The sequence below is a fragment of the Gordonia sp. OPL2 genome (assembly GCF_003797825.1).
Classification (GTDB): domain Bacteria; phylum Actinomycetota; class Actinomycetes; order Mycobacteriales; family Mycobacteriaceae; genus Gordonia.
Genome location: NZ_RKME01000046.1, coordinates 1 through 25,120 on the forward strand (window position 1 = coordinate 1; position 25,120 = coordinate 25,120).

General features: G+C 68.1%; 22 protein-coding genes and 1 pseudogene. 15 read left to right on the forward strand and 8 right to left on the reverse strand.

The window, feature by feature from the left end; genetic code table 11:
- Nucleotides 1-92 precede the first annotated feature (92 nt).
- From EEB19_RS25340 to EEB19_RS25350, 3 genes are all read right to left on the reverse strand, one after another.
- A complete protein-coding gene (locus EEB19_RS25340; RefSeq protein WP_187590096.1) occupies nucleotides 93-518 on the reverse strand; it encodes a DUF779 domain-containing protein in 426 nt (141 codons plus the stop codon).
- A gap of 18 nt (nucleotides 519-536) precedes the next feature.
- The gene (locus EEB19_RS25345; protein WP_187590097.1) at nucleotides 537-2,060 is read right to left on the reverse strand and encodes an aldehyde dehydrogenase family protein; all 1,524 of its coding nucleotides are present in this window, start codon (nucleotides 2,058-2,060) and stop codon (nucleotides 537-539) included.
- A gap of 175 nt (nucleotides 2,061-2,235) precedes the next feature.
- Complete coding sequence (locus tag EEB19_RS25350; RefSeq protein WP_187590098.1) at nucleotides 2,236-3,405, reverse strand: MalY/PatB family protein; 1,170 nt, start codon at nucleotides 3,403-3,405, stop codon at nucleotides 2,236-2,238.
- A gap of 76 nt (nucleotides 3,406-3,481) precedes the next feature.
- Between EEB19_RS25350 and EEB19_RS25355 the strand changes: the two genes are divergently transcribed.
- Together EEB19_RS25355 and EEB19_RS25360 are read left to right on the forward strand one after the other, a co-directional pair.
- Nucleotides 3,482-4,288, forward strand: coding sequence for an LLM class F420-dependent oxidoreductase (locus EEB19_RS25355; protein WP_187590099.1), 807 nt, complete (start codon nucleotides 3,482-3,484; stop codon nucleotides 4,286-4,288).
- A 61-nt stretch (nucleotides 4,289-4,349) separates the two neighbouring features.
- Nucleotides 4,350-6,365: a TPM domain-containing protein gene (locus EEB19_RS25360; protein ID WP_187590100.1), complete on the forward strand. Its 2,016-nt coding sequence runs from the start codon at nucleotides 4,350-4,352 to the stop codon at nucleotides 6,363-6,365.
- A 40-nt stretch (nucleotides 6,366-6,405) separates the two neighbouring features.
- Here the strand turns inward: EEB19_RS25360 and EEB19_RS25365 are convergent, their stop codons facing one another.
- Nucleotides 6,406-7,782: an NAD-dependent succinate-semialdehyde dehydrogenase gene (locus EEB19_RS25365; protein ID WP_187590101.1), complete on the reverse strand. Its 1,377-nt coding sequence runs from the start codon at nucleotides 7,780-7,782 to the stop codon at nucleotides 6,406-6,408.
- Between the two features lie 195 nt (nucleotides 7,783-7,977).
- On the opposite strand from EEB19_RS25365, the gene EEB19_RS25370 reads away from it, so the two are divergent.
- Nucleotides 7,978-10,071 (forward strand): PhoX family phosphatase, encoded by a 2,094-nt coding sequence (locus tag EEB19_RS25370; protein ID WP_187590102.1) that lies wholly within the window; start codon nucleotides 7,978-7,980, stop codon nucleotides 10,069-10,071.
- 4 nt (nucleotides 10,072-10,075) lie between these two features.
- Here EEB19_RS25370 and EEB19_RS25375 read toward each other — a convergent pair whose 3' ends face one another.
- Nucleotides 10,076-10,297 carry a PLDc N-terminal domain-containing protein gene (locus EEB19_RS25375; RefSeq protein ID WP_187590103.1) on the reverse strand — a complete coding sequence of 74 codons (222 nt, stop codon included), beginning with the start codon at nucleotides 10,295-10,297 and terminating at the stop codon, nucleotides 10,076-10,078.
- A 57-nt stretch (nucleotides 10,298-10,354) separates the two neighbouring features.
- Here EEB19_RS25375 and EEB19_RS25380 point away from each other — a divergent pair, with 57 nt between their 5' ends.
- On the forward strand, nucleotides 10,355-10,843 hold the full coding sequence (locus EEB19_RS25380) for a MarR family winged helix-turn-helix transcriptional regulator (RefSeq protein WP_187590104.1): 489 nt from the start codon (nucleotides 10,355-10,357) through the stop codon (nucleotides 10,841-10,843).
- 13 nt (nucleotides 10,844-10,856) lie between these two features.
- Entirely contained in the window at nucleotides 10,857-12,137 is a 1,281-nt protein-coding gene (locus tag EEB19_RS25385) for an MFS transporter (RefSeq protein WP_187590105.1), read from the forward strand.
- A 125-nt stretch (nucleotides 12,138-12,262) separates the two neighbouring features.
- On the opposite strand, the gene EEB19_RS25390 is transcribed toward EEB19_RS25385, so the two are convergent.
- Nucleotides 12,263-13,603: an amylo-alpha-1,6-glucosidase gene (locus tag EEB19_RS25390; RefSeq protein ID WP_187590106.1), complete on the reverse strand. Its 1,341-nt coding sequence runs from the start codon at nucleotides 13,601-13,603 to the stop codon at nucleotides 12,263-12,265.
- A 79-nt stretch (nucleotides 13,604-13,682) separates the two neighbouring features.
- On the opposite strand from EEB19_RS25390, the gene EEB19_RS25395 reads away from it, so the two are divergent.
- Nucleotides 13,683-14,363, forward strand: a complete 681-nt coding sequence (locus EEB19_RS25395) for an SDR family oxidoreductase (RefSeq protein ID WP_187590107.1) — start codon at nucleotides 13,683-13,685, stop codon at nucleotides 14,361-14,363.
- Between the two features lie 223 nt (nucleotides 14,364-14,586).
- Here the strand turns inward: EEB19_RS25395 and EEB19_RS25400 are convergent, their stop codons facing one another.
- Entirely contained in the window at nucleotides 14,587-14,976 is a 390-nt protein-coding gene (locus tag EEB19_RS25400) for a nuclear transport factor 2 family protein (RefSeq protein ID WP_187590108.1), read from the reverse strand.
- A gap of 52 nt (nucleotides 14,977-15,028) precedes the next feature.
- Nucleotides 15,029-16,204, reverse strand: a complete 1,176-nt coding sequence (locus EEB19_RS25405) for a thiolase family protein (protein ID WP_187590109.1) — start codon at nucleotides 16,202-16,204, stop codon at nucleotides 15,029-15,031.
- Nucleotides 16,205-16,301: 97 nt separating this feature from the next.
- Here EEB19_RS25405 and EEB19_RS25410 point away from each other — a divergent pair, with 97 nt between their 5' ends.
- From EEB19_RS25410 to EEB19_RS25450, 9 genes and pseudogenes are all read left to right on the forward strand, one after another.
- Nucleotides 16,302-16,793, forward strand: a complete 492-nt coding sequence (locus EEB19_RS25410) for a helix-turn-helix domain-containing protein (protein WP_187590110.1) — start codon at nucleotides 16,302-16,304, stop codon at nucleotides 16,791-16,793.
- Nucleotides 16,794-17,233: 440 nt separating this feature from the next.
- Nucleotides 17,234-18,250: a glycerophosphoryl diester phosphodiesterase membrane domain-containing protein gene (locus tag EEB19_RS25415; RefSeq protein ID WP_187590111.1), complete on the forward strand. Its 1,017-nt coding sequence runs from the start codon at nucleotides 17,234-17,236 to the stop codon at nucleotides 18,248-18,250.
- A complete protein-coding gene (locus EEB19_RS25420; RefSeq protein WP_187590112.1) occupies nucleotides 18,247-18,906 on the forward strand; it encodes a DUF4129 domain-containing protein in 660 nt (219 codons plus the stop codon). Before EEB19_RS25415 ends, EEB19_RS25420 begins: the two co-directional genes overlap by 4 nt.
- On the forward strand, nucleotides 18,903-20,144 hold the full coding sequence (locus EEB19_RS25425; RefSeq protein WP_187590113.1) for a DUF4350 domain-containing protein: 1,242 nt from the start codon (nucleotides 18,903-18,905) through the stop codon (nucleotides 20,142-20,144). Before EEB19_RS25420 ends, EEB19_RS25425 begins: the two co-directional genes overlap by 4 nt.
- On the forward strand, nucleotides 20,141-21,112 hold the full coding sequence (locus tag EEB19_RS25430) for a MoxR family ATPase (RefSeq protein ID WP_187590114.1): 972 nt from the start codon (nucleotides 20,141-20,143) through the stop codon (nucleotides 21,110-21,112). Before EEB19_RS25425 ends, EEB19_RS25430 begins: the two co-directional genes overlap by 4 nt.
- Before the next feature lie 4 nt (nucleotides 21,113-21,116).
- A pseudogene (locus EEB19_RS25435) lies at nucleotides 21,117-22,398 on the forward strand (DUF58 domain-containing protein).
- Nucleotides 22,399-22,621: 223 nt separating this feature from the next.
- Nucleotides 22,622-22,957: a CD225/dispanin family protein gene (locus tag EEB19_RS25440; RefSeq protein WP_262365918.1), complete on the forward strand. Its 336-nt coding sequence runs from the start codon at nucleotides 22,622-22,624 to the stop codon at nucleotides 22,955-22,957.
- A 146-nt stretch (nucleotides 22,958-23,103) separates the two neighbouring features.
- Nucleotides 23,104-24,330, forward strand: coding sequence for an amidohydrolase family protein (locus EEB19_RS25445; RefSeq protein ID WP_187590116.1), 1,227 nt, complete (start codon nucleotides 23,104-23,106; stop codon nucleotides 24,328-24,330).
- A complete protein-coding gene (locus EEB19_RS25450; protein ID WP_262365917.1) occupies nucleotides 24,327-25,109 on the forward strand; it encodes an SDR family oxidoreductase in 783 nt (260 codons plus the stop codon). Before EEB19_RS25445 ends, EEB19_RS25450 begins: the two co-directional genes overlap by 4 nt.
- Nucleotides 25,110-25,120: the final 11 nt, after the last annotated feature.

Here is a 25,120-nt window from a genome sequence, read left to right on the forward strand (position 1 = left end):
CCCCTGCCCCTGCCCCTGCCCAGACGAGGTTGCCCGATGGTCCGGTCAGCGGACCATCGGGCAACCTCGGTGTGAGATGTGTTGTCGGCGGACTAGATTCCGGCGGTCGCGCCGGTGAGCGGCGGATTGGCCGCCAGCACCTCGTTCTCCTCCGGGCTGAAAGCCCGTGCCCGCGAAAGGAACCGGACACCCTCCGGCGCCTCCAGACTGAACCCCGCCCCGCGACCTTTCACGACGTCGAGGATCAACTGCGTGTGCTTCCACAGATCGAACTGGTCGCCGTTGATCCACACGCGCACATCCGGAATCAGCTCGGGGAGTTCGATCTCGCCGACGAGGACATCGCGCTGTCCCACGCGGTACTCGCCGACCGGATAACACATGGGGGCCGAGCCGTCACAGCATCCACCGGACTGGTGGATCATGAGTCCGCCGTGCAGCTCCGACAACTTGGTCAGGAGCTGCACGGCGGCGTCTGTGGCGACCACCCGATCAGGGATCGTTTGTTCGGTGGTCATCTGGTGCACCTCTTCGGATCAGAAGAAACCCTTGGCGTTCTGAGCGTAACCAACCAGCAGGTTCTTCGTCTGCTGATAGTGCTCCAGCATCATCAGGTGGTTCTCGCGACCGATGCCCGACTGCTTGTAGCCGCCGAACGCGGCATGCGCGGGGTAGTCGTGGTAGGTGTTCGTCCACACGCGACCGGCCTGGATCTCCCGGCCCGCACGGTAGGCGGTGGCACCGTCGCGGCTCCACACACCGGCGCCGAGGCCGTAGAGGGTGTCGTTGGCGATGTGGATGGCGTCGGCGTAGTCCTTGAACGTCGTCACCGCGAGGACCGGCCCGAAGATCTCCTCCTGGAAGATGCGCATCTTGTTGTGGCCGTCGAAGACGGTCGGCTTGATGTAGAAGCCGCCCGACAGGTCGCCGCCGAGATCGGCGGGCTCGCCACCGGTGAGCACCTTCGCGCCCTCTTCCCGGCCGATGGCGAGGTAGGAGCTGATCTTCTCGAACTGGTCGTTGGAGGCCTGCGCACCCATCATCGTGTCGGTGTCGAGCGGGTTGCCCTGCTTGATCTGGTTGACGCGGTCGACCGCCTTGGCGATGAAGTCGTCGTAGATGCTCTCCTGGATCAGCGCGCGACTCGGGCAGGTGCAGACCTCGCCCTGGTTGAGCGCGAACATCGAGAAGCCTTCCAGCGCACGGTCGAGGAAGCCGTCCTCCTTGCTCATCACATCGTCGAAGAAGATGTTCGGGCTCTTGCCGCCGAGCTCCAGCGTGACCGGGATGAGGTTCTCCGAGGCGTACTGCATGATCAGTCGGCCGGTGGTGGTCTCACCGGTGAACGCGATCTTGCGGATGCGGTTGCTCGAGGCCAGCGGCTTGCCGGCCTCCACGCCGAAGCCGTTGACGATGTTCACGACACCCGCCGGCAGCAGGTCCGCGATCAGGCTCATGACGTAGAGGATCGACGCCGGGGTCTGCTCGGCCGGCTTCAGCACCACCGCGTTGCCGGCGGCGAGCGCGGGGGCCAGCTTCCACACGGCCATCAGGATCGGGAAGTTCCACGGGATGATCTGGCCGACGACGCCGAGCGGCTCGTGGAAGTGGTAGGCGACGGTGTCCTCGTCGACCTCCGAGATCGAGCCCTCCTGGGCGCGCAGGGCGCCGGCGAAGTAGCGGAAGTGGTCGATCGCCAGCGGGATGTCGGCGGCGAGCGTCTCACGGACGGCCTTGCCGTTGTCCCAGGTCTCGGCGACGGCGATCTTCTCGAGGTTCTCCTCGAGACGATCGGCGATGCGCAGCAGCACGAGCGACCGCTCGGCCACGGAGACCTTGCCCCACTGCGGTGCCGCCTTGTGTGCGGCGTCGAGCGCGAGTTCGATGTCCTCGGCGGTCGACCGCGCGACCTCACAGAACGTCTTGCCGTCGACCGGCGACGGATTCTCGAAGTACTGACCCTTCACCGGCGGGGTCCACTGGCCACCGATCCAGTTGTCGTATCGCGACTCAAAGCTCATCACCGATCCCTCGGTACCCGGCTTCGCGTAGACGCTCATCTCGTGCTCCTCATGTTGTTCCGATTGAGGTGTCAGGGGGTGTCACACGCGCCACGCACCGGTGGACATGTGATCTGTTGCACAGAGTAGGAGCGAGGTGGTTGCACCTGCGTTGCACCGACGTACCCAACGTTGCACCGCCGGAAAAGCCGAGCTCAGCGACCCTTCAGCAGACTCACCGCCCGATCGCGCGCACGGTGTCGACGATGCGTTGCACACCCTGCTCGACGATGCCCGGCGCGCATCCGACGTTCATCCGCGCGAAGCCGCGTCCCTGGCTGCCGAATGCCGGCCCGGAGTGCAGGGCGAGGCGTCCGTGGTCGAGGATCGCGGCGGCCGGGTCGTCGCCCAGCCCGAGCGCGCGGAGATCGAGCCACGCGAGGTAGGAGGCAGTCGGACGGTGCAGCACCACCTCGGGCAACTCCTCGTCGAGCAGTTGCCCGAGGATGTCGACGTTCTCCACGATCCGATCCACGGTCGAGAACAGCCAGTCGTCGCCGCCGGTGAAGGCCGCTTCGGTGGCCGCCCGCCCCAGGATGCTGGTGCGGAACCCGACCTCGCCGGGCTGGCGGTCGACGAGTGCCCGCATCCGGTCCGACGCGGTGACCGTCAGCGCACACTTGGCCCCGGCGATGTTGAAGCCCTTGCTCGCCGAGTGCGCGGCGATGCCGACCTCGCGTGCGGTATCGCTCGCCGACAGGAACGGGACGAACGTCGGCTCGAAGTGATGGACCAGCGGGGCATGGATCTCGTCGCTGACGACGACGGCGTCGTGGGCCGCGGCCAGCTCGGCCAGCGCGACGAGATCCTCGCGCGGATGGACCAGTCCGAGTGGATTGTGCGGGTGGCACAGCAGCACCGCTCGGGCACCCGCGCGGAGCGCGTCCTCGATGCCGGTCAGGTCCAGCGACCACCGATTCCACTCGTGAAGCTGCAGCGGGACCTCGACGAGCCGTCCTCCCGCCTCCGGGATCAGCTCGAAGAACGGTGGATACACGGGCGGGGTGATGATGACGGGATCGCCGGGCTCGATGGCCACGCGCAGCGCCTCGACGATCACCACACTCACATCGGTCGTCAGGCGGACGTCGAGGGGATCGACAGCCCAGCCCCAGTGACGGTCGGCGAATCCGCGGAAGGCCTCACCGACGTCTCCGGGCCCGTTGCAGTACCCCACATCCGAGGTCCGGACCTGCGCGATCATGGCGTCGGCGACGACGGGCGCGAGCGCGAAGTCCATCTCCGCGACGAACATCGGCAGGACGTCGTCGGGGTAGGACCGCCACTTCGCGCTGGTGCGCCGACGCAGTTCGGGGAGTTCGGGTGCCACCGGTCCAGACGTCACGATCTCTGCTTACCACGCGTGCGGGGCCGCCGATTCGGACAATGACGTGCGGCCGATCTTTCGGCAGACTGGCCACATGACCTTCACCGCCCGTGATTTTCCCGTCCGCATCGGCGTCCAACTGCAGCCGCAGCATGCGCCGCAGTACTCGCAGATCCGTGACGCCGTCCGGCGCGCCGAGGATCTCGGCGTCGACATCGCCTTCAACTGGGATCACTTCTACCCGCTCTACGGCGACCCCGACGGCGAGCACTTCGAGTGCTGGACGATGCTGGGCGCGTGGGCCGAGCAGACCACTCGCGTCGAGATCGGCGCCCTGGTCACGTGCAACTCCTACCGCAATCCGGAACTGCTCGCCGACATGGCGCGGACCGTCGATCACATCTCCGACGGCCGGCTGATCCTCGGCATCGGGTCCGGCTGGTTCCAGAAGGACTACGACGAGTACGGCTACGAGTTCGGCACCGCAGGTGGCCGTCTCGACGATCTCGGGGCATCGCTGCCGCGCATCTCCGACCGGCTCGGCAAACTCAATCCGGCTCCGACCCGCGACATCCCGGTGCTCATCGGCGGCGGCGGGGAGAAGAAGACGTTGCGGCACGTCGCCGAGTTCGCGAACATCTGGCACTACTTCGTCGACGTGCCGACCTATGAGCGCAAGTCGGAGATCCTCGACCGGCACTGCGCCGACGTCGGCCGTGACCCGTCGGCGATCGAGCACTCGGCCGGGCTCAACTCGACCGACCCCGACGACGCGCTGAAGAAGGCCGATGAGCTGGTCGCGGCGGGCATCTCACTGATCACCATCGGCGCCGGTGGCCCCGACTACGACCTGACCGTCCTCGAGGCCCTCTGCAAGTGGCGGGACGCGCACAACAGCTGACCCGGTGAGTCGGCGGGCAGGGTCTCCATCGACCGGTTGGCGGACCGTTAGATTGGGACCCATGCCTGCCACCGCCACGCTCATCCGTCGGCTCGGTCTGCTCGTCGTCGCGGTCGTCGCCGCGTTGCTCCTCCCCGGTGTCTCCGGACCGGCACATGCCGAGCCGCCGTCTCGGCTGCCCACCCAGGTGGTGGATCCCGCCAACGTGCTGACCGACGCGCAGCGCGGCCATCTGCTCGCCTCGATCGACCGTCTCTACACCGACCACGAGGTCCAGTTGTGGGTGGCCTATGTCCGCAGCTTCGACGGACTGTCACCCGAGCAGTGGGCCCAACAGACCGCTGCGGCAAGCGATCTCGGTGACCGTGACGTGCTCCTCGCGGTCGCCACGGAGGATCGCGGGTACTACTTCTCGTCGCCGGAGGCGATCGACGGACTCGATCAGGACGCCCTCGACGACATCGCTCGCGGCGACATCGTCCCCGCCCTGAAGGACGGCAACTGGGCCGGCGCCGGCGAGGCCGCCGTCACCGGGATCAGCTCCGCCATGACCCCGTCGAACACCGGACTCATCACTGCGGCGGCCGTCGGTGGTGTCGCCGTCGTCGGCGGGGCGGGCGCCCTGATGTACACCCGCCGGCGCAAACGCCAACGGATCGACGCGGGCCTCGAGGCGGTGCGCGAGCAGGAGCTGACCGGAGACCAGTTGCTGGCGCAGCCGCTCGAGGTCCTCGACCCGTGGTCGCGGGAGGTGCTCACCGACACCGACAATGCCATCCGCACCAGCGAGGAGGAGTTGCAGTTGGCGATCGGCGAGTTCGGCGAGTCCGACACCGCACAGTTCTCGCAGGCGCTCGCCACCGCCAAGGAGGGCCTCGCCGAATCGTTCACACTCCGTCAGCGTCTCGACGACGACATCCCCGAGACGCCGGACGAACGTCGGTCGATGCTCGTGCAGATCATCACCACCTGCACCGACGTCGACGCTGCGCTCGACGCGCAGGTGGAGAGTTTCGACGCGATGCGAAATCTGTTGATCAACGCAGACAGCCGGCTCTCCGAACTGACCCAGAAGCTCGTCGGCGTGCGAACACGCCTGGAGAACTCGCAGAAGCAGTTGGACACGCTGATCGCCGCACACGGCGAGGATGTGCTCGCATCGATCATCCACAACATCCCGCTGGCGCAGGAGGAGGTCGAGTTCGCCGAACGCAGCGCCGACCAGGGGCGTGAGGCGGCGGCAGCACCGGCCGGTCAGCAGGGCCCGGCGGTGGCGGCGATCCGTTCCGCCGAGGGTGCCCTCGACCAGGCGAACAAGTTGCTCGACGCGATCGACAACGCCGACCGGAACATCGCTGCGGCGCACACCAGGATGCCCGCGCTCATCGAAGAGGTCGACGGCGAGCTCGCGGAGGCGGCGTCACTGACCACCGATGGTGGCCGTGCCCTGGCGACCGCCGTCGCCGCGGCGACGACCGCTGTCGAGGCTGCCCGCACCCGATTCTCCGACGACCCGCTGGGTACCTTCACCGCCCTCGTCGACGCGGACGCCGACCTCGACAACGCACTCGACTCGGCGCGATCGGCGTCGGCGGAGCGGCAGCGCCGGTCCGAGCTGCTCACCGCGGCGATCACATCCGCCCAGGCAAAGGTCTCGGCGGCAAGCGATTTCATCGCCACCCGGCGAGGTGCGATCCAGTCGACGGCGCGCACCCGTCTCGCCGAAGCGCAGCGCCTCCTGCAGGAAGCCACCGAGTCGGCGACCGCAGATCCCGCGAGTGCCGCCGACACCGCCCGTCGTGCCGGCGCGCTCGCCGATCAGGCGCTCATGGCAGCCCAGGGTGACGTCGTGCAGTGGCAGCAGAGTCAGCCGCAGTCCGGTCCGTCGGCCGGCGGTGCCGTGCTGGGCGGCATCCTCGTCGACAGCTTCCTGCGGGGCATGGGTGGTGGCCGCGGCTGGGGCGGCGGCGGTTTCGGTGGTGGTTTCGGCGGCGGCTACGGCAGCGGCGGCCGCAGCCCCGGCTCGTTCGGCGGCTCTGGCACGTCCGGCCGGATCGGGGTGGGCGGTCGCTTCTGACGCCCGCCGCCCGATCCGCCCGTGTGGCCGGTGGCGGCCGCTACTTGCTCGAGGTCCTGCGCAACCGAGTGTTGACGAACTCGCCCAGACCCCAACGACCGAGCTCACGCCCGTAGCCGGAGCGCTTCACGCCGCCGAAGGGCAGTCCGGGAAGCGTCGTACCGTGCTCGTTGATGTAGGCCATGCCGACCTCGAGCCGGTCGGCGACCTGCTCGGCGCGGTCGGTGTCGGTGCTCCACACCGAACCGCTGAGTCCGAACTCGACGTCGTTGGCGAGTTCGACGGCTTCGTCGGCGGACGACACCTTGTAGACCATCGCCACCGGACCGAAGATCTCCTCCGAGTAGGCATCCATGTCCGGGGTGATGTCGGTGAGGACCGTCGGCGCCAGGAACGCACCATCGCGGTCGAGCGGTTTGCCGCCGGTGTGCAGGGTCGCACCCTGCTTCACCGCGGTGTCGATCTGTTCGGCGACGGTGTCGCGCGCCGACACCGACGACAGCGGACCCATCCGGGTGTCCGGGTCGGCCGGATCGCCGACGGCCATCGCCTCGAACTGCTCGACGAGTCCGCGGACGAAGTCGTCGTAGAGGTCGTCGAGCACGATGAACCGCTTGGGTGAGTTGCACGCCTGACCGGAGTTGGAGAGTCGTGCGCGGGCCGCGATCTTCGTGGTCCGCGCCATGTCGGCGGTGTCGAGCAGGATGAACGGATCCGAGCCGCCCAACTCGAGGACCGACTTCTTGAGGTTCTCCGCCGCGGCCTGCGCGACGGCGGCCCCGGCGGCGTCACTGCCGGTCAGCGAGACACCACGGATGGCCGGATCGGCCAGCAGGTCGGCGATCTGGCCGCTGTTGGCGTAGGCGTTGATGTAGGCGTCCTCGGGCACGCCGGCGTCATGCAGGATCTCGGCCATCAGCGCCGACGACGCCGCGCAGATGGACGCATGCTTGAGGATGATCGTGTTGCCCAGCAACAGATTCGGTGCGACGAATCGGGCCACCTGATAGTAGGGGTAGTTCCACGGCATCACGCCGACGAGCGGTCCGATCGGGACGCGCTGCACGATCGAGGCGTCCGCTCCCTGCGGGTCGAGCGCCTCGGTGGCGAGCAGTTCGGGCCCGTGGTCGGCGTACCAGCGATAGATGTCGGCGGCGAGTTGGACCTCACCGGCGGCTTCCTTGGTGGGTTTGCCCATCTCGGTCGTGATGGCCGACGCGAGTTCGTCGGCACGCTTCTCGTACAGCTCCGCCGTCCGTGCGAGGGCGTCGGCGCGCTGCGAGACCGAGGTGTCGCGCCACTGTCCGTAGGCGGCCAGGGAACGATCGGCGATCTCGGCGATCGCGTCGTCGCCGAGTCCGGGGAACTCACGCTCGGTCTGTCCGGTCGTCGGATTCGCGGTCACGTATGTGCTCATCGAAAACACCGTCCTTTCACGTCGATGAGTCGGGGTACCCGGGCCCGGCGCGGCCAAACAACATCCAGGTCGGCTCGCATGATCAACCCGTGTTCGTCTCCCGTTCACGCGCGGATCGCCGTGCATTCCACTCGCCTCCCTAATGTTCGGACAGTTCTCGATCAGCCCAGAGAGCGTCCCGGGGAGGGCCCTACCGTGCGTATTCCGTTGCAGTTGTTCACGTCGTCCGGCGATCAGATCGGCCGCTCGGCCCGCGCCCACGTGACGTGCCGATACAAGTGCGGAGAGGCGTGCTGGCACGAACCGGGTAACTCCAGCGACAACCCTTACTTCCGTGATGTGTTGCGTGCCAGTGCTTCCCGACGAGCAGTCCTGCGGTCGTCGGCCGGTGCCGCCGTCGCACTGGGCGCCACGTCGCTGCTGGCGGCGTGCGGGAGCGACAGCGGTTCGAGTACCGCGTCGTCGACGACGACGAGCAGCGGCGACAGCGCGCTGCCCGGGATGAACTTCGCCGCCGTGGCGCCCAACACCGAAGACGCTCTGATCATTCCGCAGGGATATCGGCAGGACGTCGTCATCCGATGGGGTGATCCGGTTCTTCCCGGGGCTCCCGAGTTCGACTTCGCGAACCAGACACCCGAGGCGCAGGCGATGCAGTTCGGGTTCAACAACGACTTCGCCGGACTGATCGCCGTGGACGGCGTGAGCGGACACCACTACCTCGTGTGCAACCAGGAGTACACGACCGAGGAGTTCATGTTCCCCGGCTACACGCCGAAGGAACCGAGCGAGCAGCAGGCGCGGATCTCGATGGCCGCCCACGGGATCACCGTGCTCGAGGTCGCCGCGACACCCGGCAGTGGTTCGTTGACACCGGTTGTCGGACAACGTAACCGGCGTATCACTGCGTCGACGCCGATTCGGCTGACCGGGCCGGCGGCGGGCAGTGCCTTCGTCACCACCTCGGCCGATCCGGCAGGCACCACCGTGCTGGGTACGATCGCCAATTGCTCAGGCGGGCTCACCCCGTGGGGGACGATGCTGTCCGGCGAGGAGAACTTCAACAACTACTTCAGCAACGCGAGCACCGTCACCGACCCGGCCACCAAGGAGAACCTGGAGCGGTACTCCTTCGAGGACGACGGCGACTACCACCAGTGGGGTCGGTTCGACAAACGATTCGACCTCGCGCAGGAACCCAACGAGGCCAACCGATTCGGCTATGTCGTCGAGGTCGACCCACATGACCCGGCGTCGACGCCGATCAAACACAGCGCGCTCGGGCGATTGAAACACGAGTCGGCGACCATCCACGTCGTGCAGTCGGGATCCGACGCCGGCACCGTCGTCGCCTACAGCGGCGACGACGAGCGTTTCGAGTACATCTACAAGTTCGTGTCGACGCGGAAGATGAAGACCGGGTTGTCGGCGACGGCGCGTGCACACAACACCGGCATCCTCGACGAGGGCACGCTGTACGTCGCATCGTTCACCGGCAACGAGCCCCAGGCGATCGACGGGTCCGGAACGTTGCCGCCCAGCGGCTCCTTCGCGGGGACGGGCACATGGCATCCGCTGCTCACGGTGAACCCGGGCGGCAGCGCACGCAGCCACGTCGACGGGATGGATCCAGCCCAAGTCGCGGTCTTCACCCGGGTCGCCGCCGACAAGGCGGGCGCCACCAAGATGGACCGTCCCGAGGACATCGAGCCCCATCCGCGGACCGGCAAGGTCTACTGCGCGCTGACCAACAACTCCAAGCGCGGGACCGAGGGCGAGGCCGCCGCCGACTCCGCGAACCCGCGCAACGAGAACAAGAACGGTCAGATCATCGAGATCACCGACAACCACACCGGCACCGACTTCACCTGGGATCTGCTGCTGGTCTGTGGCGATCCCGCCGAGGCCGACACCTACTTCGGCGGTTTCGACAAGACTGCGGTGAGCCCGATCTCCTGCCCGGACAACGTGGCGTTCGACCCCCACGGAAATCTGTGGATCTCCACCGATGGCAACGCCCTGGACAGCAACGACGGACTCTTCGCGGTTGCTCTCGACGGCGATCGGCGCGGCGAGACCAAACAGTTCCTCACGGTCCCGGTCGGCGCGGAGACCTGCGGGCCCATCATCGACCGCGATCGGGTGATCGTCTGCGTGCAGCATCCCGGCGAACTCGACGACCACTCCGCCGACAACCCGGCCTCCCACTGGCCCGACGGCGGCACGTCACAGCCGCGACCCGCGGTGGTCGCGGTCTGGCGAGACGGAGGTTCGCCGATCGGGGTGTAGCTCGTCAGCCCTTCCGACCGACGGTCAGGTAGGCGATCGGGCCGACGAAGTTCACGAAGCTCAGCGCAGCCCAGAGCGGTTTGGGACCCTTGACCTGCGCGGCCGGTCGACGCTTGAGATCGCGCAGGGCAGTGCCCTGCAGGGCGAACTGCACGACGGCGCCGACGATGATCAGCGCGCGCGAGCGAGGCGGCAATGCCGAGAACCGCTTCCTCTGTTCTGTCATGCACTTCACACTAGCGTCGGCTTTTATTTCGTAAGCCTAAGTATTAGCCTTACGAATGTGTCTGATATCGAGGTCTCCGAACTGGCGGTCGCACTACGACCGACCGTGACCAGGCTCTACCTGGCCCTTCGTCGCCGTACCCCGATCCAGGAGTACTCCGCCGCCCAGGCGTCGGCCCTGTCCGTCCTGCTCGACGATGGTCCCATGCGGATGGGCACCCTGGCCGACCGTGAGTCGATCCGGATGCCGACGGCCACCGCCCTCATCGACGGACTGACCAAGAACGGACTCGTCGAGCGCAAGCCCGACCCCGCCGATCGGCGCGCGGTCATGGTCGATCTGACCGCCCACGGCCGGCACGTACTCGACCAGGTCCGCGGGCGACGCGACAGCATCCTGACCGCCGCCCTGGCCGGACTCAGCCCCGACGACCGCGCGGCGCTGGCCGCCGCAGCGCCGGCCCTGCAGGCACTCCGCGAACAACTCGATGCGCTGCCCACCCACGCCGACGCCACGCCGGCGGACGCAGCGACACCGACCGAGTGAACACGAGGTACACATGACCGTCACCGAGAACCGGGCGGCGTCGCCGACGCCCCGACCCGATCACCACGAATCCTTGATGGAGACGTTCCGGCAGCAGCCCCGCACGGTCTGGGTGACCGCGTTCGCCGCCGTCATCGCCTTCATGGGCATCGGCCTGGTCGACCCGATCCTGAACAGCATCGCCGAGGCGCTCAACGCACCGCCGGAGAAGCTGACTCTCCTGTTCGGCGTGTACGTCGGCGTGCAGTGCGTAGCGATGCTGCTGACCGGGTGGACCGCCTACCGGTTCGGCCCGAAGCGGACGCTGACCGTCGGACTGGCGTTCATCGTGGTGGCGGCCGGGATCTCCGCGTTCGCAAGCGGCATCGACCAACTCATCGCCTATCGCGTGCTGTGGGGTCTGGGCAATGCACTGTTCATCGCCACCGCCCTCGCATTCATCGTGTCGGCGGCCAAGGGCAGCCAGCACGGCGCCATCATGCTGTACGAGGCGGCGCTCGGCGTCGGCCTCGCCGTCGGCCCGTTGCTGGGAGCCGTTCTCGGCGAATGGAGTTGGCGTGCGCCGTTCGGTGGTACCGCACTCCTCATGCTGATCGGGGCCATCCTGTGCGCCGTCATGCTGCCCGCGGACGGACCGCGGACCACCCGCGTGCCCGTGCGGATCGTGGACCCGCTCAAGGCATTACGCAATCGGACCCTGCTGATCACCTCGATCGGTTCGGCCTTCTACACCGGCGCCCTGTTCACCGTGATCGCGTGGGCCCCGATCGCCATGGGTCTGCGGCCGATCTACGCGGGCCTGATCTTCTTCGGCTGGGGTCTGTTGACCGCGCTCGCGGGAGTGTTCATCGCTCCATGGCTGGCCGAGCGCGTCGGCCAGAAGGGCGGCGTGATCACCGCAATCGGCACCTACGCGGTCGTGATGGCACTCGCCGCCGTCGGCGTTCTCGCCGGTCAGGTGTGGTTGATCGGTCTGGCCGTCATCCTGTCGGGCCTGCCGTCGGGCGTGCTCAACACCCTGTTCACCGGGGTGGCGATGTCCTCGGGCGACGCGTCGATGCCACGGTCGGTGTCCAGCGCCGGCTACAGCTTCCTGCGCTGGATGGGCGCTGCCGTGTCGGCCGTCCTCGTCGCGCACCTCGCGGACTGGTTCGGCTCGGTGTCGGCACCCTTCTGGTTCGCGGTGCTCTACTGCCTCGTGGCCGTGTTCGCCGTCTCGTTCGTCCGCGGTCGCGCCGCCGAGGAGCACGACGTCGACGACGAGGCCGCACTGGTCGGGGCCGAGGAGTACTGAGTCGCGCCCGGCGGCATCCGTTGTCGACATCCGTTCTTCCGCCGGGTGTGTGTTCGTCCTGCGGTTGCAACCGGAGGACGAACTCACTTCCGGGGGAAGAACTGTCAGCCGAGACGGTCGCCGGCTCAGTCCAACCAGTCGAGCACCGCGGCAGCGGTCCAACTCTGCTGCATGCTGCCCAGTGGTTCGCCCGTGAACGGCTCGTAGTACTCCGCGAACGCGCCGTCGGTCGCCTGACGCAGTCCCTCCTCGCGCAGGCGTGCGGAGCGTTCGGTCCAGCCGCGACGGGCGAACGCCCAGCTGAACAGCCACGTCATCACCGGCCAGACCGGCCCGCGCCAGTACTCGCGGGGCTTGAAGTCCATCGAGATCGGCGACGTCGACGGCGGGACCGCGTAGCGCAGGTCGGGGTGACCGCAGAATCGCGGGCCGTCGAACAGACGCAGCAGCGCGCGTTCCCGTTCCCGGGAGAGTCCTCCGCAGATCAGCGGCGCGAAGACCGCGAGCGTCTCGGTGTTGATCCACGCGTCGGCGCGCAGGTCGTAATCACGTGCGGCGCCGTTGCGTTCGTTGGTCGAGGCCACCACGCCGGCACGGAACCGGTCGGCCCACGCCCGCAAGTCCCGGACGTCCGACCGCGGTTTCGAGTAGTCCTCGCCGATCGTCGCCAGCACGTCGCAGGCGACGGAGAAGATCGCACTGACGAAGACGTCCTCGACGGCGAAGCTCATCACCTTCGGCAGCAGATCGTCGTCGTAACTCGCCCGCTTCATCTGCTCGACCAACCAGATGTAGCGGTCGTACTCGAGGTCCGACGGGCGCATCGAGAAATCCGTGACGTGATCGAGGTCGGCGCGCGAGTACGGCGGGAGATCCTCTCCCGGAACCACATTCGCGTACGGACGATCCCATCGGGGCGAGTTGTCCATACCCGATTCCCAGCCGTGGAACAGGGTGACGCGGCCGTTGCCGTGGGGGTCGCGCGCGTGGGCCAACCATCGGTGCCAGCGCACGAGCGACGCCCACCGACGATCGATGAACTCGTTGGCGACGGCGCGGGTGGTGCGCCCGTGCCGACGCGAATGATCCAGGATGCGTTGCACGGCAATGGCATGGACCGGCGGTTGGGTGATGCCCGAGGTGTCCGGGAAGTCCGGTGCGCATGCCGCCAGGCGCGCACATTCCCACCGCGAGGGCCCTGGGAAGTATCCGTCCCGGCCGTTGGCGAACACGATGTGCGGGATCATCCCGTTGTCCCACTGTGCGGAGAGCAGGGTGTCCATCTCGATCACGGCGCGCTCGACCGACAGCGGCGCCAATCCGACGGTCACGAACGCCGCATCCCAACTCCACATGTGCGGATACAGCTTCGGCGCGGCGCTGGTCATCGTGCCCAGATCGTTGCCACGAAGGAGGTAGGCCGCGCGCGCGGAGAGCTGAGTCGGGGTGAATCCATACCGGGCCACGCGTCGATTCTTCCACTGGGTGGGGCATCGTCGCGCACCAAGGGCGGCGCGACGGGTCGTCGGCGTAACGTGGGCTCTCGTGCCCACCGCTTTGATCACCGGGGCCAGTCGCGGCCTCGGCGCCGAGATCGCCCGCCAGCTCGCCCCCACGCATGACCTGCTGCTCGGTGGCCGGCCGTCCGCCGAGCTCGATGCACTCGCGACCGAGCTCGACGGTGCCAGCACATTCGCTGTCGAGCTGACCGACTACGACGAGGTGGAGGCCGCCGTGGAGGCGATCACCACTCTCGACGTCCTCGTCCACAACGCGGGGGTCGGCAGCAGCCTCGAGCGGGTGGCGGACACACCCGTCGAGGAATGGCATCAGGTGCTCGAGGTGAATCTCGTGGCGGCGGCCGAGCTGACCCGACTCCTCCTGCCCGCCCTCCGCGAGGCACACGGGCACGTCGTGTTCATCAACTCCGGCGCCGGTCGCCGGGCCAACCCCGGGTGGGCGCCGTACGCGGCCAGCAAGTTCGGTCTCCGCGCCCTCGCCGACGCCCTACGCGCCGAGGAACCGGACCTCCGCGTGACGTCGGTGTTCCCCGGCCGGATCGACACCGACATGCAGCGTGATCTCGTCGCGATCGAGGGCGACGAGTACGACCCGTCGCGATTCCTCACGACGTCGACGGTGGCCGGCGCGGTGATACATGCGGTGACCACGTCGGCCGATGCACATCCCGAGGAGATCGTGCTCCGGCCGACGGGCCGCCGCTGACCGCCGGTCGCCGGTCGCTGGTCGCCGAGGAGCCCGGGAGCCCGGGAGGAACGAGCGAGCGGCACGATGCGCCTCGTGGGAGACCCTTCGTGACGGCCTCCGCAAGCTCCGGCCTCCTCAGGGATCGGGGTGACGGCCTCCGCAAGCTCCGGCCTCCTCAGGGATCGGGTGACGGCCTCCGCAAGCTCCGGCCTCCTCAGGGATCGGGTGGTCGCAGCGGGGATCAGATCTGCTTGAGGTCCGACTGCTCCCACACCGCACGCATCGACGACACCTTGCCGTCGGCGTCGAACACCATGATGTCGATCGGGGTGATCTCGAACTTCATCCCCGACGTCCCGGTGACCAGGGTGAACTCGAAGACGGCCGTGTCCCCGGCGATCTTCTTCCACTTGAGCGTCGCGGTCCGCTCGTCCATACCGGTGATCACCGAATAGAACTCGACCAGCTGCTCGCGGGTGGTGCGCAGGTCGGCACCGATCGGGTCCTCGACGGTCGCGTTCGCGGCGTAGAGGTCGGCGATCTGTTCGGCGGTGCCCGAGTTGAGCAGGTCGACGTAGGCGTCGACCACCGCGTTGATCTTCTCGCTCAGAGTTTCCTGCTCGACCGTCATCGAAAGCCTTTCGTCAAAGTAGAACGTGTTCTACTTCGTGACGGTAGCACCGTCAGCCGTCGAGACGTTCATAGATCGTCGCATTGGCGACACCGCCGGCCTCACACATCGTCTGTAGCGCGAATCGCTCACCGCGCTGCTCGAGCGCGTTGATCGCTGTCGTCGCCAGCCGCGCCCCGCTGGCGCCCAGCGGATGTCCGAGCGCGATCGCACCGCCGTGCACGTTGACGCGGTCGAGGTCGACATCGAGTTCCTTCGCCCACGCGAGGACGACCGGCGCGAACGCCTCGTTCACCTCGAAGAGATCGATGTCGGAGAGGTCGAGCCCACTGCGCGACAGCACCTTACGCGTTGCCGGAATGATGGCGGTCAGCATCAGCAGCGGGTCGTCGCCCGCGACGGAGAACGAGTGCACTCTCGCCCGGGGGCGCAGCCCGAGTTCGCGGGCCTTCTCCTCCGACATGATCAGCACCGCCGCGGATCCGTCACTGATCTGACTCGCATTGGCCGCAGTGATCGACCACCCGATCTCCGGGAAGCGTGCCGCCATGGCCTCGTCGTAGTACGCGGGGCGCAGCTTCGCGAGATCGGCGACGGTGCTCCCGAGACGGATGCCCTCGTCGGCGTCGAGACCGGCGATCGGCGCGATCTCGTTCTCGAACAGCCCGTTCTTGGTCGCGACCGCGGCGAGATCGTGTGAGCGCAGCGAGAACTCGTCCATCGCCGTCCGGGAGATGCCCCAGCGCGCGGCGATCAGCTCCGCCGAGATCCCCTGTCCGACGAGTCCCTCCGGGTAGCGATTGTCGAAGGCTCGCCCGTTGAGGTCACTGGTCCCGGCGACGGCGGATCCCATGGGCACCCGCGACATCGATTCGACGCCGGCCGCGACGACGACGTCGTACGCGCCCGAGATCACGCCCTGCGCCGCGAAGGCGATCGCCTGTTGCCCACTACCGCACTGCCGGTCCACCGACACCCCCGGGACCGATTCTGGGTACCCGGCTGCGAGCAAGGCGCGGCGGGCGATGTTGAAACCCTGCTCCCCGACCTGGCTGACCACGCCCGTGACGACGTCGTCGATGACCTCGGGATCGATTCCCGTGCGTTCGACGACGGCGGCGAGACTGTGCGCCAGAAGGTCGACAGCGTGCACATCATGCAGTGCGCCGGCGGCCTTGCCCTTGCCGATCGGCGTGCGGATCGCGTCGACGATGACCGCATTGCTCATGATTCCTCCATCTCCGGGCCATCTGACTTTGGATGGCTATAGTCAGAGGTCTACGCCCTGACTATAGCCCTGTCAAGCCAGATGTAGGATGGCTCACATGATGACGCTCACGGGTCCCCTGCAGGACCGCGATTCCTGGGAGGCGACCAACTGTTCGATCGCCAAGGCCTTCGACGTCGTCGGCACCCGGTCGGCGATCCTCATCCTGCGCGAGGCCTTCTACGGGGCCACTCGGTTCGATCAGTTCGCACGGCGGGTCGGTATCACCGACGCGGTCGCCTCCGCCCGGCTCCGGGAGCTGACCGACGCCGGCATCTTCGAGAAGGTGCCCTACCGAGAACCCGGCCGGCGCACGCGCAGCGAGTACCGACTCACCGAGATGGGACACGACCTCCTCCCCGTCGTGCTCGGACTGCTCCAGTGGGGCGACCGCTATCTGCAGCCCGACGGCGCCCCGTTGCGGCTCACCGACTCCGACTCCGGTGATCCGGTGACCGTCGAGGTTCGTGCCGACACTGATGCCGGATCGGAGGCCAGGGTCGACGCCGACCACATCGAGGTGGCCCCGGCACGGCGCCGACGACGGTGAGTGCCGCCGACATGACCGTCCCCGCTGGGCAGACGTCGTCCGGATGATCCAGGCATCTGCTGCCCAGCGGTGATCCCGGTGTCGGACTCCGGTCACACCCACACCGCCCGACGCGGTCATCCGCGCGACGGACAAGACGGCCGATACGCGCCCGGTTTTGGTAATTTCGCCGACAACACCAGCGGGACGATCAGCTGCCCCGGGCGAGCAGACGGGATGATCCAGCGGCGATGAACGAGATCGGCGACCACGACGGACCACCTGGGCGATCCGGCCCCGGGTCCTGGGTGGCGCCAGGCGCGTCGCCTCCCCCGGCGAGCCCGTCTCCACACCCGCCATCTCCACACCCGCCATCTCCGCCCGAGTCCGGGCGGCCGGTCGTGCCACCGACGAATCCTGCGACAGCGGTGCCGCCCGGGTGGAGTCCTCTCCCCGGGGCCGTGCCGTCACCGCATCCCGCCTGGGGAACCGGCACACCGCCTGCGCCACTCTGGACCAATCCTCTGGCCGCGCACCGACCCGGCATCATCCCGCTGCGCCCGCTGACCGTCGGCGACATCCTGCAGGCCGTCTTCACCGCGATTCGCCGCAGCCCGGGCACCTACCTCGGCCTCACCCTGATCACCTGGGCGGCGTTCCTCGTCGTCGCGGGGGCGATCGGACTGTGCGGTCTGGCGGTCATCTCGGCCACGGACGGCTGGGGCACCGACGCCGGCGACGCGATTCTCATCTCCGGCGTGCTGCTGCTCAGCACGTTGAGTGGCGTGGTGACCGCTGCGCTGTGCGGCATGTTCGCCTACCCGGCGAACCAGCAGGCGGTCGGGCGCACGCCGACGGTCGGCGAGACCTGGCGGCGCACCCGATCGCGCCTCGCACCGCTGTTCGGGCTGTACGTGCTGGTCCTTCTCGTCGGAGCGGCTGCCGCGATCCCGCTGTTCGTGTTGTCGGTGTGGTCGTTCACGCTCGGCGGAGGTCTCATCCTCGTCGGCCTCCTCCTTCTCGCCGTGATCGCCGCCGGTGCGACCTGGCTGTCGGTGCGGCTGGCGTTCTGCCTCCCGGCCGTCGTGGTGGAGGGCTGCGGCGTGACCGAAGCAATCCGCCGATCGTTCGGTCTGACCGCCGGCCGGTTCTGGCGGACGTTCGCGGTGCTGTTCCTCGTGATCGTGCTGACCTCGATCGCATCGGCGGTGATCTCCGGTGCGTTCCAGATCGCCGGAGGAGTGGTCGGCATGGCCGGGTCCACCGGCGACATCGGCCTGCTCACCCCCGTCGTGCTCGTGCTGCCGCTGCTCGGGTCGGTCCTTGCGACGCTTGTCACGCAGCCGTTCATCGCGCTCACGGTTGCCCTGCTGCACGTCGATGCCCGTATCCGCAGTGAGGGTTACGATCTCGTACTCGCCCAGGGCGCCTCCGAGGTCGCGCAGGGTGGGCACCGCGACGGCTGGATTCCGGCGTGACGACGGTCGCGGTATTCGCCGCGCTGTCACCCGACAACGACGAGGCGCGACGATGGCTGTCCGACGAGCTGTCGAAACCGCGGTACGGATCGTCCGAACCCGGTTTCGCAGAACGGATGTGGCAATCCATCGAGGACTGGTTCGACTCGGTGCTGAGTCAGATCTCCGGCGCCTCGACGCCACTTCCGGGATTCGTCGCGGCGATCGTCGCGATCGCCCTGCTCGCTCTCGGTCTGTATCTGCTGCGCTTCGTGCGCCGCACCCCCCGGGTGGCGCGCACGGACACGGTGAGCGTGTTCGGCGAACGGGACGTCTCCGCCGACGAGTTCCGACGACGCGCACAGGCAGCACTGACGCGGGGTGACACCGACGCCGCGGTGCTCGACGGAGTGCGCGCCATCGCCCGCCGGGGCCTCGAACGCACCCTGCTCCCGGACGCGCCGTCGCTGACCGCGCACGAGGTGGCCGACGCCCTCGCCACCCACTTCCCGGATCACCTCGACCGATTGCGCTCGGCGGCCACAACTTTCGACGAAGTCGCCTACGGCGGGCGGCACGCGACCGTGCTGCGCGCCCAGGAGATCCTCGAGGTGGACGAGGCGATCTCGTCGGCCCGGCCGCGGTCGTCGGCGCACGCCTCGGAGATCGCGACATGACGACGACGGCAACACCCACCGCCCCGCCCGCCGCCACTGGGTCGCAGGCCCCCCGGCGGACTGCGCTCTGGGTGGTCATCGCACTCGTCGTCGTCGCGGTGCTGACCGGCCTGATCCTCATGATCGGAGGCACGGGACCCGCGCCCACCGAGGCGCTCGACCCGGAGAACCCGGGACCGACCGGAACGGCCGCGCTCGCTGCGGTTCTCGACGACCACGGCGTGCCTGTCGTGATCGCCCGTGGTGAGCGCGACCTGCTCGCCGAACCGCGGCCCGGGCCGGGTACCACCGTCGTCGTCGGCGCCACCGAGGATCTGGGTGAGAACTCCGCTCGCACCTTCGGTGATCGGGTCCGCGGAGCGGATCGTGTCATCGTGGTGGCGCCGTCCTGGCGAGGGCTGGAACTGCTGGGTCTGCCGGTGGTGACGAGCTTCTCGTCCGGGGTCACCGATTCGGTCGATGCGCGGTGCACCGCGCCCGGCATCGCCTCCGACGACATCATCCTCCGCGACGACCTCGGATACCGCACGATCGATCAGAATGTCCGTGCGACATCATGTTTCACCTCCGACGACTCGTCAGCGCTGATCGCGCTCCCCGCGACGGGCGATCGTCCCGAGGTCATCGTGATGACCGGTGCGATGCTGCAGAACGACGACATCACCCGATTCGACAACGCCGGCGTCGCGCTCCGCACCTTCGGCCGCTCCGCCCGCATCCTCTGGTATGTGCCGTCGATCGCCGACAACGGGCCCGCCGACGACGCGGGCGACTCCGACATCCCGCGCGCCGTCGGACCGCTGATCCTTCTCGCGTTCTTCGGCCTTCTCGTCCTGATGTTCTGGCGCGGACGACGATTCGGCCCGCTCGTCACCGAGCCCCTGCCGGTCGTCGTGAAGGCGATCGAGACCACCCAGGCTCGTGGCCGGATGTATCACAAGGCCCGCGCCGACGCCCGTTCCGCCGGACAGTTGCGGGTACACACCACCGACCGGCTCGCCCGCCACCTCGGTCTTCCCTACGACGCCGCTGCTGCGACAGCAGCCCTGGGAACCGGGAACGCGGCACCCGACCCTCGTGTTTCTGCGATCATCGCAGCCGCCGCCCGTACCGCCGGGCGCGACCCGCAGCAGGTGTATCACCTGCTCGCCGGTCCGCTCCCAGAGACTCCCGACGATCTGCTGTTTTTCGTCACCGACCTGACCGCCCTCGAGAAGGAAGTGCGACGCACGCCATGACCATCAATCCCGGTGTCACCCGAGACTCCCGTGCCGCCCTCGCCGCGGTTCGCGACGAGGTCGCCAAAGCCGTTGTCGGACAGGATGCCGCCGTCGCGGGCATCCTGATCGCACTGCTGTGCCGCGGCCATATCCTCCTCGAGGGCGTGCCCGGGGTGGCGAAGACGCTGCTCGTGCGATCGGTGGCGACCTCGCTGAGCGTCGACACCAAGCGCGTGCAGTTCACCCCGGACCTCATGCCGGGCGATGTCACCGGCTCACTGGTGTTCGACAACGCCACATCGGAATTCACCTTCCGCGAGGGTCCGGTGTTCACGAATCTGCTGCTGGCCGACGAGATCAACCGCACCCCACCGAAGACCCAGGCGTCCCTCCTCGAGGCCATGGAGGAGCGTCAGGTGTCGGTCGACGGGGTGGCCCGGCCGCTGCCGAACCCGTTCCTCGTCGCCGCCACCCAGAATCCGGTGGAGTACGAGGGCACCTACCCTTTGCCCGAAGCGCAGCTCGACCGTTTCCTGGTCAAGGTGGCCCTGCCGCTACCTCCGCGCGACGACGAGATCGCCGTCGTCATGCGACATGCCGCTGGTTTCGACCCGCGCGATCTCGTGGCTGCGGGCCTGCGCCCGGTGGCGTCTGCCGCCGACGTCGTCGCCGGAGCCGAGGCGGTCCGTCGGGTGTCGGTGTCACCGCAGGTGATCACCTACATCGTCGACATCGCTCGCGCCACCCGGATGTCGCCGTCGCTGTCGTTGGGGGTCAGCCCACGCGGGGCGACCGCGCTGCTGGCCACGAGTCGCGCCTGGGCGTGGCTCAACGGACGCGACTTCGTCACGCCCGACGACGTGAAGTCGTTGGCGCAGTCGACACTCGCGCACCGGCTCTCATTGCGTCCCGAGGCCGAACTCGAAGGCGTCTCGGTGGCCGCCGTTCTCGACGCCGCAATCGGGTCCGTCCCGGTCCCGCGCTGACCCGATGTACGTCACCGGCCGGCTGCTCGCCCTGGTCATCCTCGGCGCGCTACCCGTCGTCGTCTACCCGGGTTTCGCCACCGTGTGGCTGTGGTTCATGTTCTGCCTGATCGTGCCCGTCGTCGACGTCACTCTGGCCGGCAAGACGACGGCGGTGCGGGTGTTCCGGCGCCCCACGGCCCCGATCCGTCTGGGCGATCAGACCACTTCGCAGTTGATCGTCGAGAACACCGGATCACGCCGGTTCCGCGGACACATCCGCGACGCGTGGCAACCCTCGGCGGGGGCCCGTGACGACCGCACCCGGCTCACGATCCCGGCGGGCGAACGTCGCGCGGTGATCACCCGGCTGACGCCCACGCGCCGCGGCGACCGGCAGGCGGTCCGCGTGACCATCAGGCGCAGCGGTCCGTTCGGTAGCGCCGGACGTCAGCGTTCGTTCTACATCCCCGGACAGGTCCGCGCGCTGCCACCGTTCGGATCTCGCAAACATCTCCCGTCGCGGCTGGCCCGGCTCCGTCAGCTCGACGGTGCGGATCCGTGGCCAGGGCACCGAGTTCGACTCGCTCCGCGACTATGTCGACGGTGACGATGTCCGGAGCATCGACTGGCGGGCCACCGCGCGCCGGCGCTCCACCGTGGTGCGCACATGGCAGCCGGAGAAGGACCGCCACATCATCATCGTCCTGGACACCTCGCGGACGTCTGCCGGTCGCGTCGATGACGTCCCGCGCCTCGACGCCGCCATGGACGCGGCCCTCCTGCTGGCCGCGTTGGCATCACACGCCGGTGACCGCGTCGATCTGCTCGCCGGTGACCGGCGCGTGCACCGTCGGGTCGCCGGTTCCGGTCGCGCCACCCTGCTCAATGATCTGGTGAACGCGATGGCACCCCTGGAACCGGCTCTGCTCGAGGCGGATTGGCCGATGCTCGGCGCCGAGGTCACCAGACTGAGCCGACAGCGCGCTCTCGTCGTCCTGCTCACGCCGTTGGAACCCGCCGCCGTCGAGGAGTCGTTGCTGCCGCCGCTGTCGGTGCTGGCCCAGCGCTACCGGGTGGTCCTCGGCTCGGTCGCCGACCCCGCACTCAGCACGATGCTCGACCGGCGCGACGACGCCCGCGAGATCTACGACGCCGCCGCTGCCGCGCGCACCATCGCGTTGCGCAACCGCACCTCGAGCGCGCTCGGCCGTCTCGGCGTAGAGGTCGTCGACGCCTCCCCGGAGCGGCTCCCCGCCGCCCTGGCCGACCACTACCTGTCGCTGAAGGCGCGAGGGTTGTTGTAGATGGGGCGTCGGCGGCCCCGCAGACATCTGGATCGTCGAAGGCCGGGTTATCCGGGCGCGCGGGTCGTCGTCGAAGACACGCCACTCGCCGACCGTGTCCAGAATTCCGCCGACCGTGTCCAGTCCAGCGAATCGGGAACCTTTCCGCCCCCGTGGTGCATCCAATCGGAGAACAGCGAGAACACCGCGCACCGACCGAGGAGCCACCATGCACCCCAACCAGATGAGCCCACTGCCCGCCTACGGACGCACCGTCCATCCCCCGCAACCGTTCGCGGCGGGCCCCATGCCTCCGACCAACACCGGGTGGGCAGTGGTCGCGCTGCTGTTCTTCTGGCCGTTGGCGTTCTCCGCGTTCTCCCACTCGTCGAAGGTCACCGGCCTGTGGTGGTCCGGCGACGTCGCCGGCGCCCAGTACTCCTCCGACCAGGTCAAGAAGCTGGGCAAGATCGCGCTGCTGGTCTGGGGGATCTGCACGGCGTTGCTCGTGATCTTCTACGGAGTCGCGGTCGTGTACGCCACCTCATCGGGAGCCGCGGGATCGTCGGGCCCGCGGTAGGACCCGCTCCGCGCCTCCTCCCCCTCCCCCCGAGCCGCCCCGCAGACGGGTCGAGTCGAGGACAGGCATTGACTTGAGTCCGACGTAAGCGTAGAACTTCAGACGTCAACGTCAATGTAATGTCGGTCGAGCCATGGGAGACTCCGATGACGTCCAATGATTTCGTGATTCGCGGTGCGCGCGTCTTCGATGGCGAGCACGTGCACGACAACCTTCACGTCCGCGTCATCGGAACCACCATCGCCGACGTCGGCCCGAGTATCGAGGTTCCCGACGATGTCGAGATCATCGACGCCAGCGGCAAGACGCTCATGCCCGGCATCATCGACTCCCATGCGCACGCGAAACCGCCCGCCATCGAGGCAGCGATCGTGTTCGGCGTCACGACCGAGATGGACATGGGTTCGGTTCCGTCGTGGATGCACGAGGTGCGCGAGCAGGCCCGTACCCGCAACGATGTCGCCGATGTGCGATCCTCGTCATTTGGCGCCACCGTGCTCGGCGGTCACCCGTCGATGTTGATCGGTTCCTATTTCGAGGAACAGTTCCCCGTGGTGAGCGGTATCGACGACGTTGAGAGCTTCGTCGAGGACAGGATCTCCGAGGGCGCCGATTACATCAAGATCCTGATCGACAACGGCACCGCGATGGGTCATCCTTCACCGACACTCACTCCGGACGTCGTGAAGGCGCTCGTCGACCAGGCCCATCGCCACCAGAAGATGGCCGTCGCCCACGTGACCGCTGTCGAGGGTGCGCACCAGGCCATCGACGCGGGTGTCGACGGCCTCGTGCACCTTTTCATGGACCAACCCCCGACGCCCGAGATCGTCAGAGCCATCAAGGACTCCGGGGTGTTCGTCGTCCCGACGCTGGTCACCCTCGGGTCACTCGCAGGCGAGCACACCGGCGAGACGCTGGCGGCCGATCCTCGCGCCGAGGGCCTGCTTCCCGCGGAGTGGCGCGAGAATCTCCAGGCATGCTGGCACCTCGGGGGGCCGAGCAGACTCGACTACTCGATCGAGGCGGCACGCCAACTGCATGCCGCAGGTGTCCCGCTGCTGATGGGAACGGATGCGGCCAGCATCGGTGTCGTCGGCACCGCGCACGGAATCTCCGTGCACGCGGAGATGAAGCTCCTCGTACGGGCAGGTCTGACCCCGGTCGAAGCACTCCACTCGGCCACCGCCCTGCCTGCCCGTATCTACGGACTCACCGATCGAGGGCGCATCGGCCCCGCTCTCCAGGCCGATCTGCTGCTGATCGACGGCGATCCCACCGTCGACATCGACGACACTCTGTCGATCGACTCGGTCTGGCGTCGCGGTGAGAAGTTGAACCGCGACCGGTACCGGACAACCATCTCCGCATGAACGCAACTCCCCGCGACGATGAACTCACTCGTGCCCCCATGCAGGGAGCTGCCCTGGTCACCGGCGGCTCTGCCGGCATCGGATACGCCATCGCTCACATGCTCGCCGCTGACGGCTGGGCGGTGACGGTCTGTGGTCGGGACGCCGACAAGCTCGCATCGGCGGTACGAGAACTCGGCCCGCGCGCTCATGCGGTCGCCGCGAACCTTGCCCGGTCCGGCGCCGCCGAGAGCGTCCTCGCCGAGCATCTCGACCGGCATGGTCAGCTCGACCTGTTGGTGAACAACGTCGGCTCGGGTGGCCTGGCGTCCATCGAGACGAAGAAGGACAAGGCGCTCGATCTCGAACTGAACCTCAACTTTCGCGTTGCGTTCCAGCTTCTCCGCGCAAGCATTCCCAGCCTTCGGGAATCCGCGGCCACGCGAGGAAAGTCCAACGTCGTCAACGTCAGTTCCCTGGTGGCCCGTCAGACACCACCCAACGTCTCGGTGTACGCCGCCACCAAGGCGGCGCTCGTCGCGCTCAGCAATTCCGCCCATGGTGAGTTGAGCCGCGACGGCATCCATGTCACCGCGCTGCTTCCCGGGTTCGTCGACACACCCGGGGCATCCTGGGCGTCGGCCGCGCAGGACACGATGATCACCGCAGACGACGTCGCCGAATCCGTGCGCTTCCTCCTGCGCACCTCGCCACGATGCTTTGTTCCGGAGTTGATGCTGACCACGTCGGGACCGACCGTGCTGCACTCCCCCGTCGATTGGGAGACCCCCGACCACTGACGCCAACCACC

Coding starts and splice junctions, on each gene's coding strand:
- EEB19_RS25410 (WP_187590110.1), top strand. CDS start 16,302: ATGATGACGCTCACGGGTCCCCTGCAGGACCGCGATTCCTGGGAGGCG.
- EEB19_RS25365 (WP_187590101.1), bottom strand. CDS start 7,782: ATGAGCACATACGTGACCGCGAATCCGACGACCGGACAGACCGAGCGT.
- EEB19_RS25440 (WP_262365918.1), top strand. CDS start 22,622: ATGAGCCCACTGCCCGCCTACGGACGCACCGTCCATCCCCCGCAACCG.
- EEB19_RS25405 (WP_187590109.1), bottom strand. CDS start 16,204: ATGAGCAATGCGGTCATCGTCGACGCGATCCGCACGCCGATCGGCAAG.
- EEB19_RS25385 (WP_187590105.1), top strand. CDS start 10,857: ATGACCGTCACCGAGAACCGGGCGGCGTCGCCGACGCCCCGACCCGAT.
- EEB19_RS25355 (WP_187590099.1), top strand. CDS start 3,482: ATGACCTTCACCGCCCGTGATTTTCCCGTCCGCATCGGCGTCCAACTG.
- EEB19_RS25400 (WP_187590108.1), bottom strand. CDS start 14,976: ATGACGGTCGAGCAGGAAACTCTGAGCGAGAAGATCAACGCGGTGGTC.
- EEB19_RS25445 (WP_187590116.1), top strand. CDS start 23,104: ATGACGTCCAATGATTTCGTGATTCGCGGTGCGCGCGTCTTCGATGGC.
- EEB19_RS25425 (WP_187590113.1), top strand. CDS start 18,903: ATGACGACGACGGCAACACCCACCGCCCCGCCCGCCGCCACTGGGTCG.
- EEB19_RS25345 (WP_187590097.1), bottom strand. CDS start 2,060: ATGAGCGTCTACGCGAAGCCGGGTACCGAGGGATCGGTGATGAGCTTT.
- EEB19_RS25375 (WP_187590103.1), bottom strand. CDS start 10,297: ATGACAGAACAGAGGAAGCGGTTCTCGGCATTGCCGCCTCGCTCGCGC.
- EEB19_RS25430 (WP_187590114.1), top strand. CDS start 20,141: ATGACCATCAATCCCGGTGTCACCCGAGACTCCCGTGCCGCCCTCGCC.
- EEB19_RS25340 (WP_187590096.1), bottom strand. CDS start 518: ATGACCACCGAACAAACGATCCCTGATCGGGTGGTCGCCACAGACGCC.
- EEB19_RS25360 (WP_187590100.1), top strand. CDS start 4,350: ATGCCTGCCACCGCCACGCTCATCCGTCGGCTCGGTCTGCTCGTCGTC.
- EEB19_RS25450 (WP_262365917.1), top strand. CDS start 24,327: ATGAACGCAACTCCCCGCGACGATGAACTCACTCGTGCCCCCATGCAG.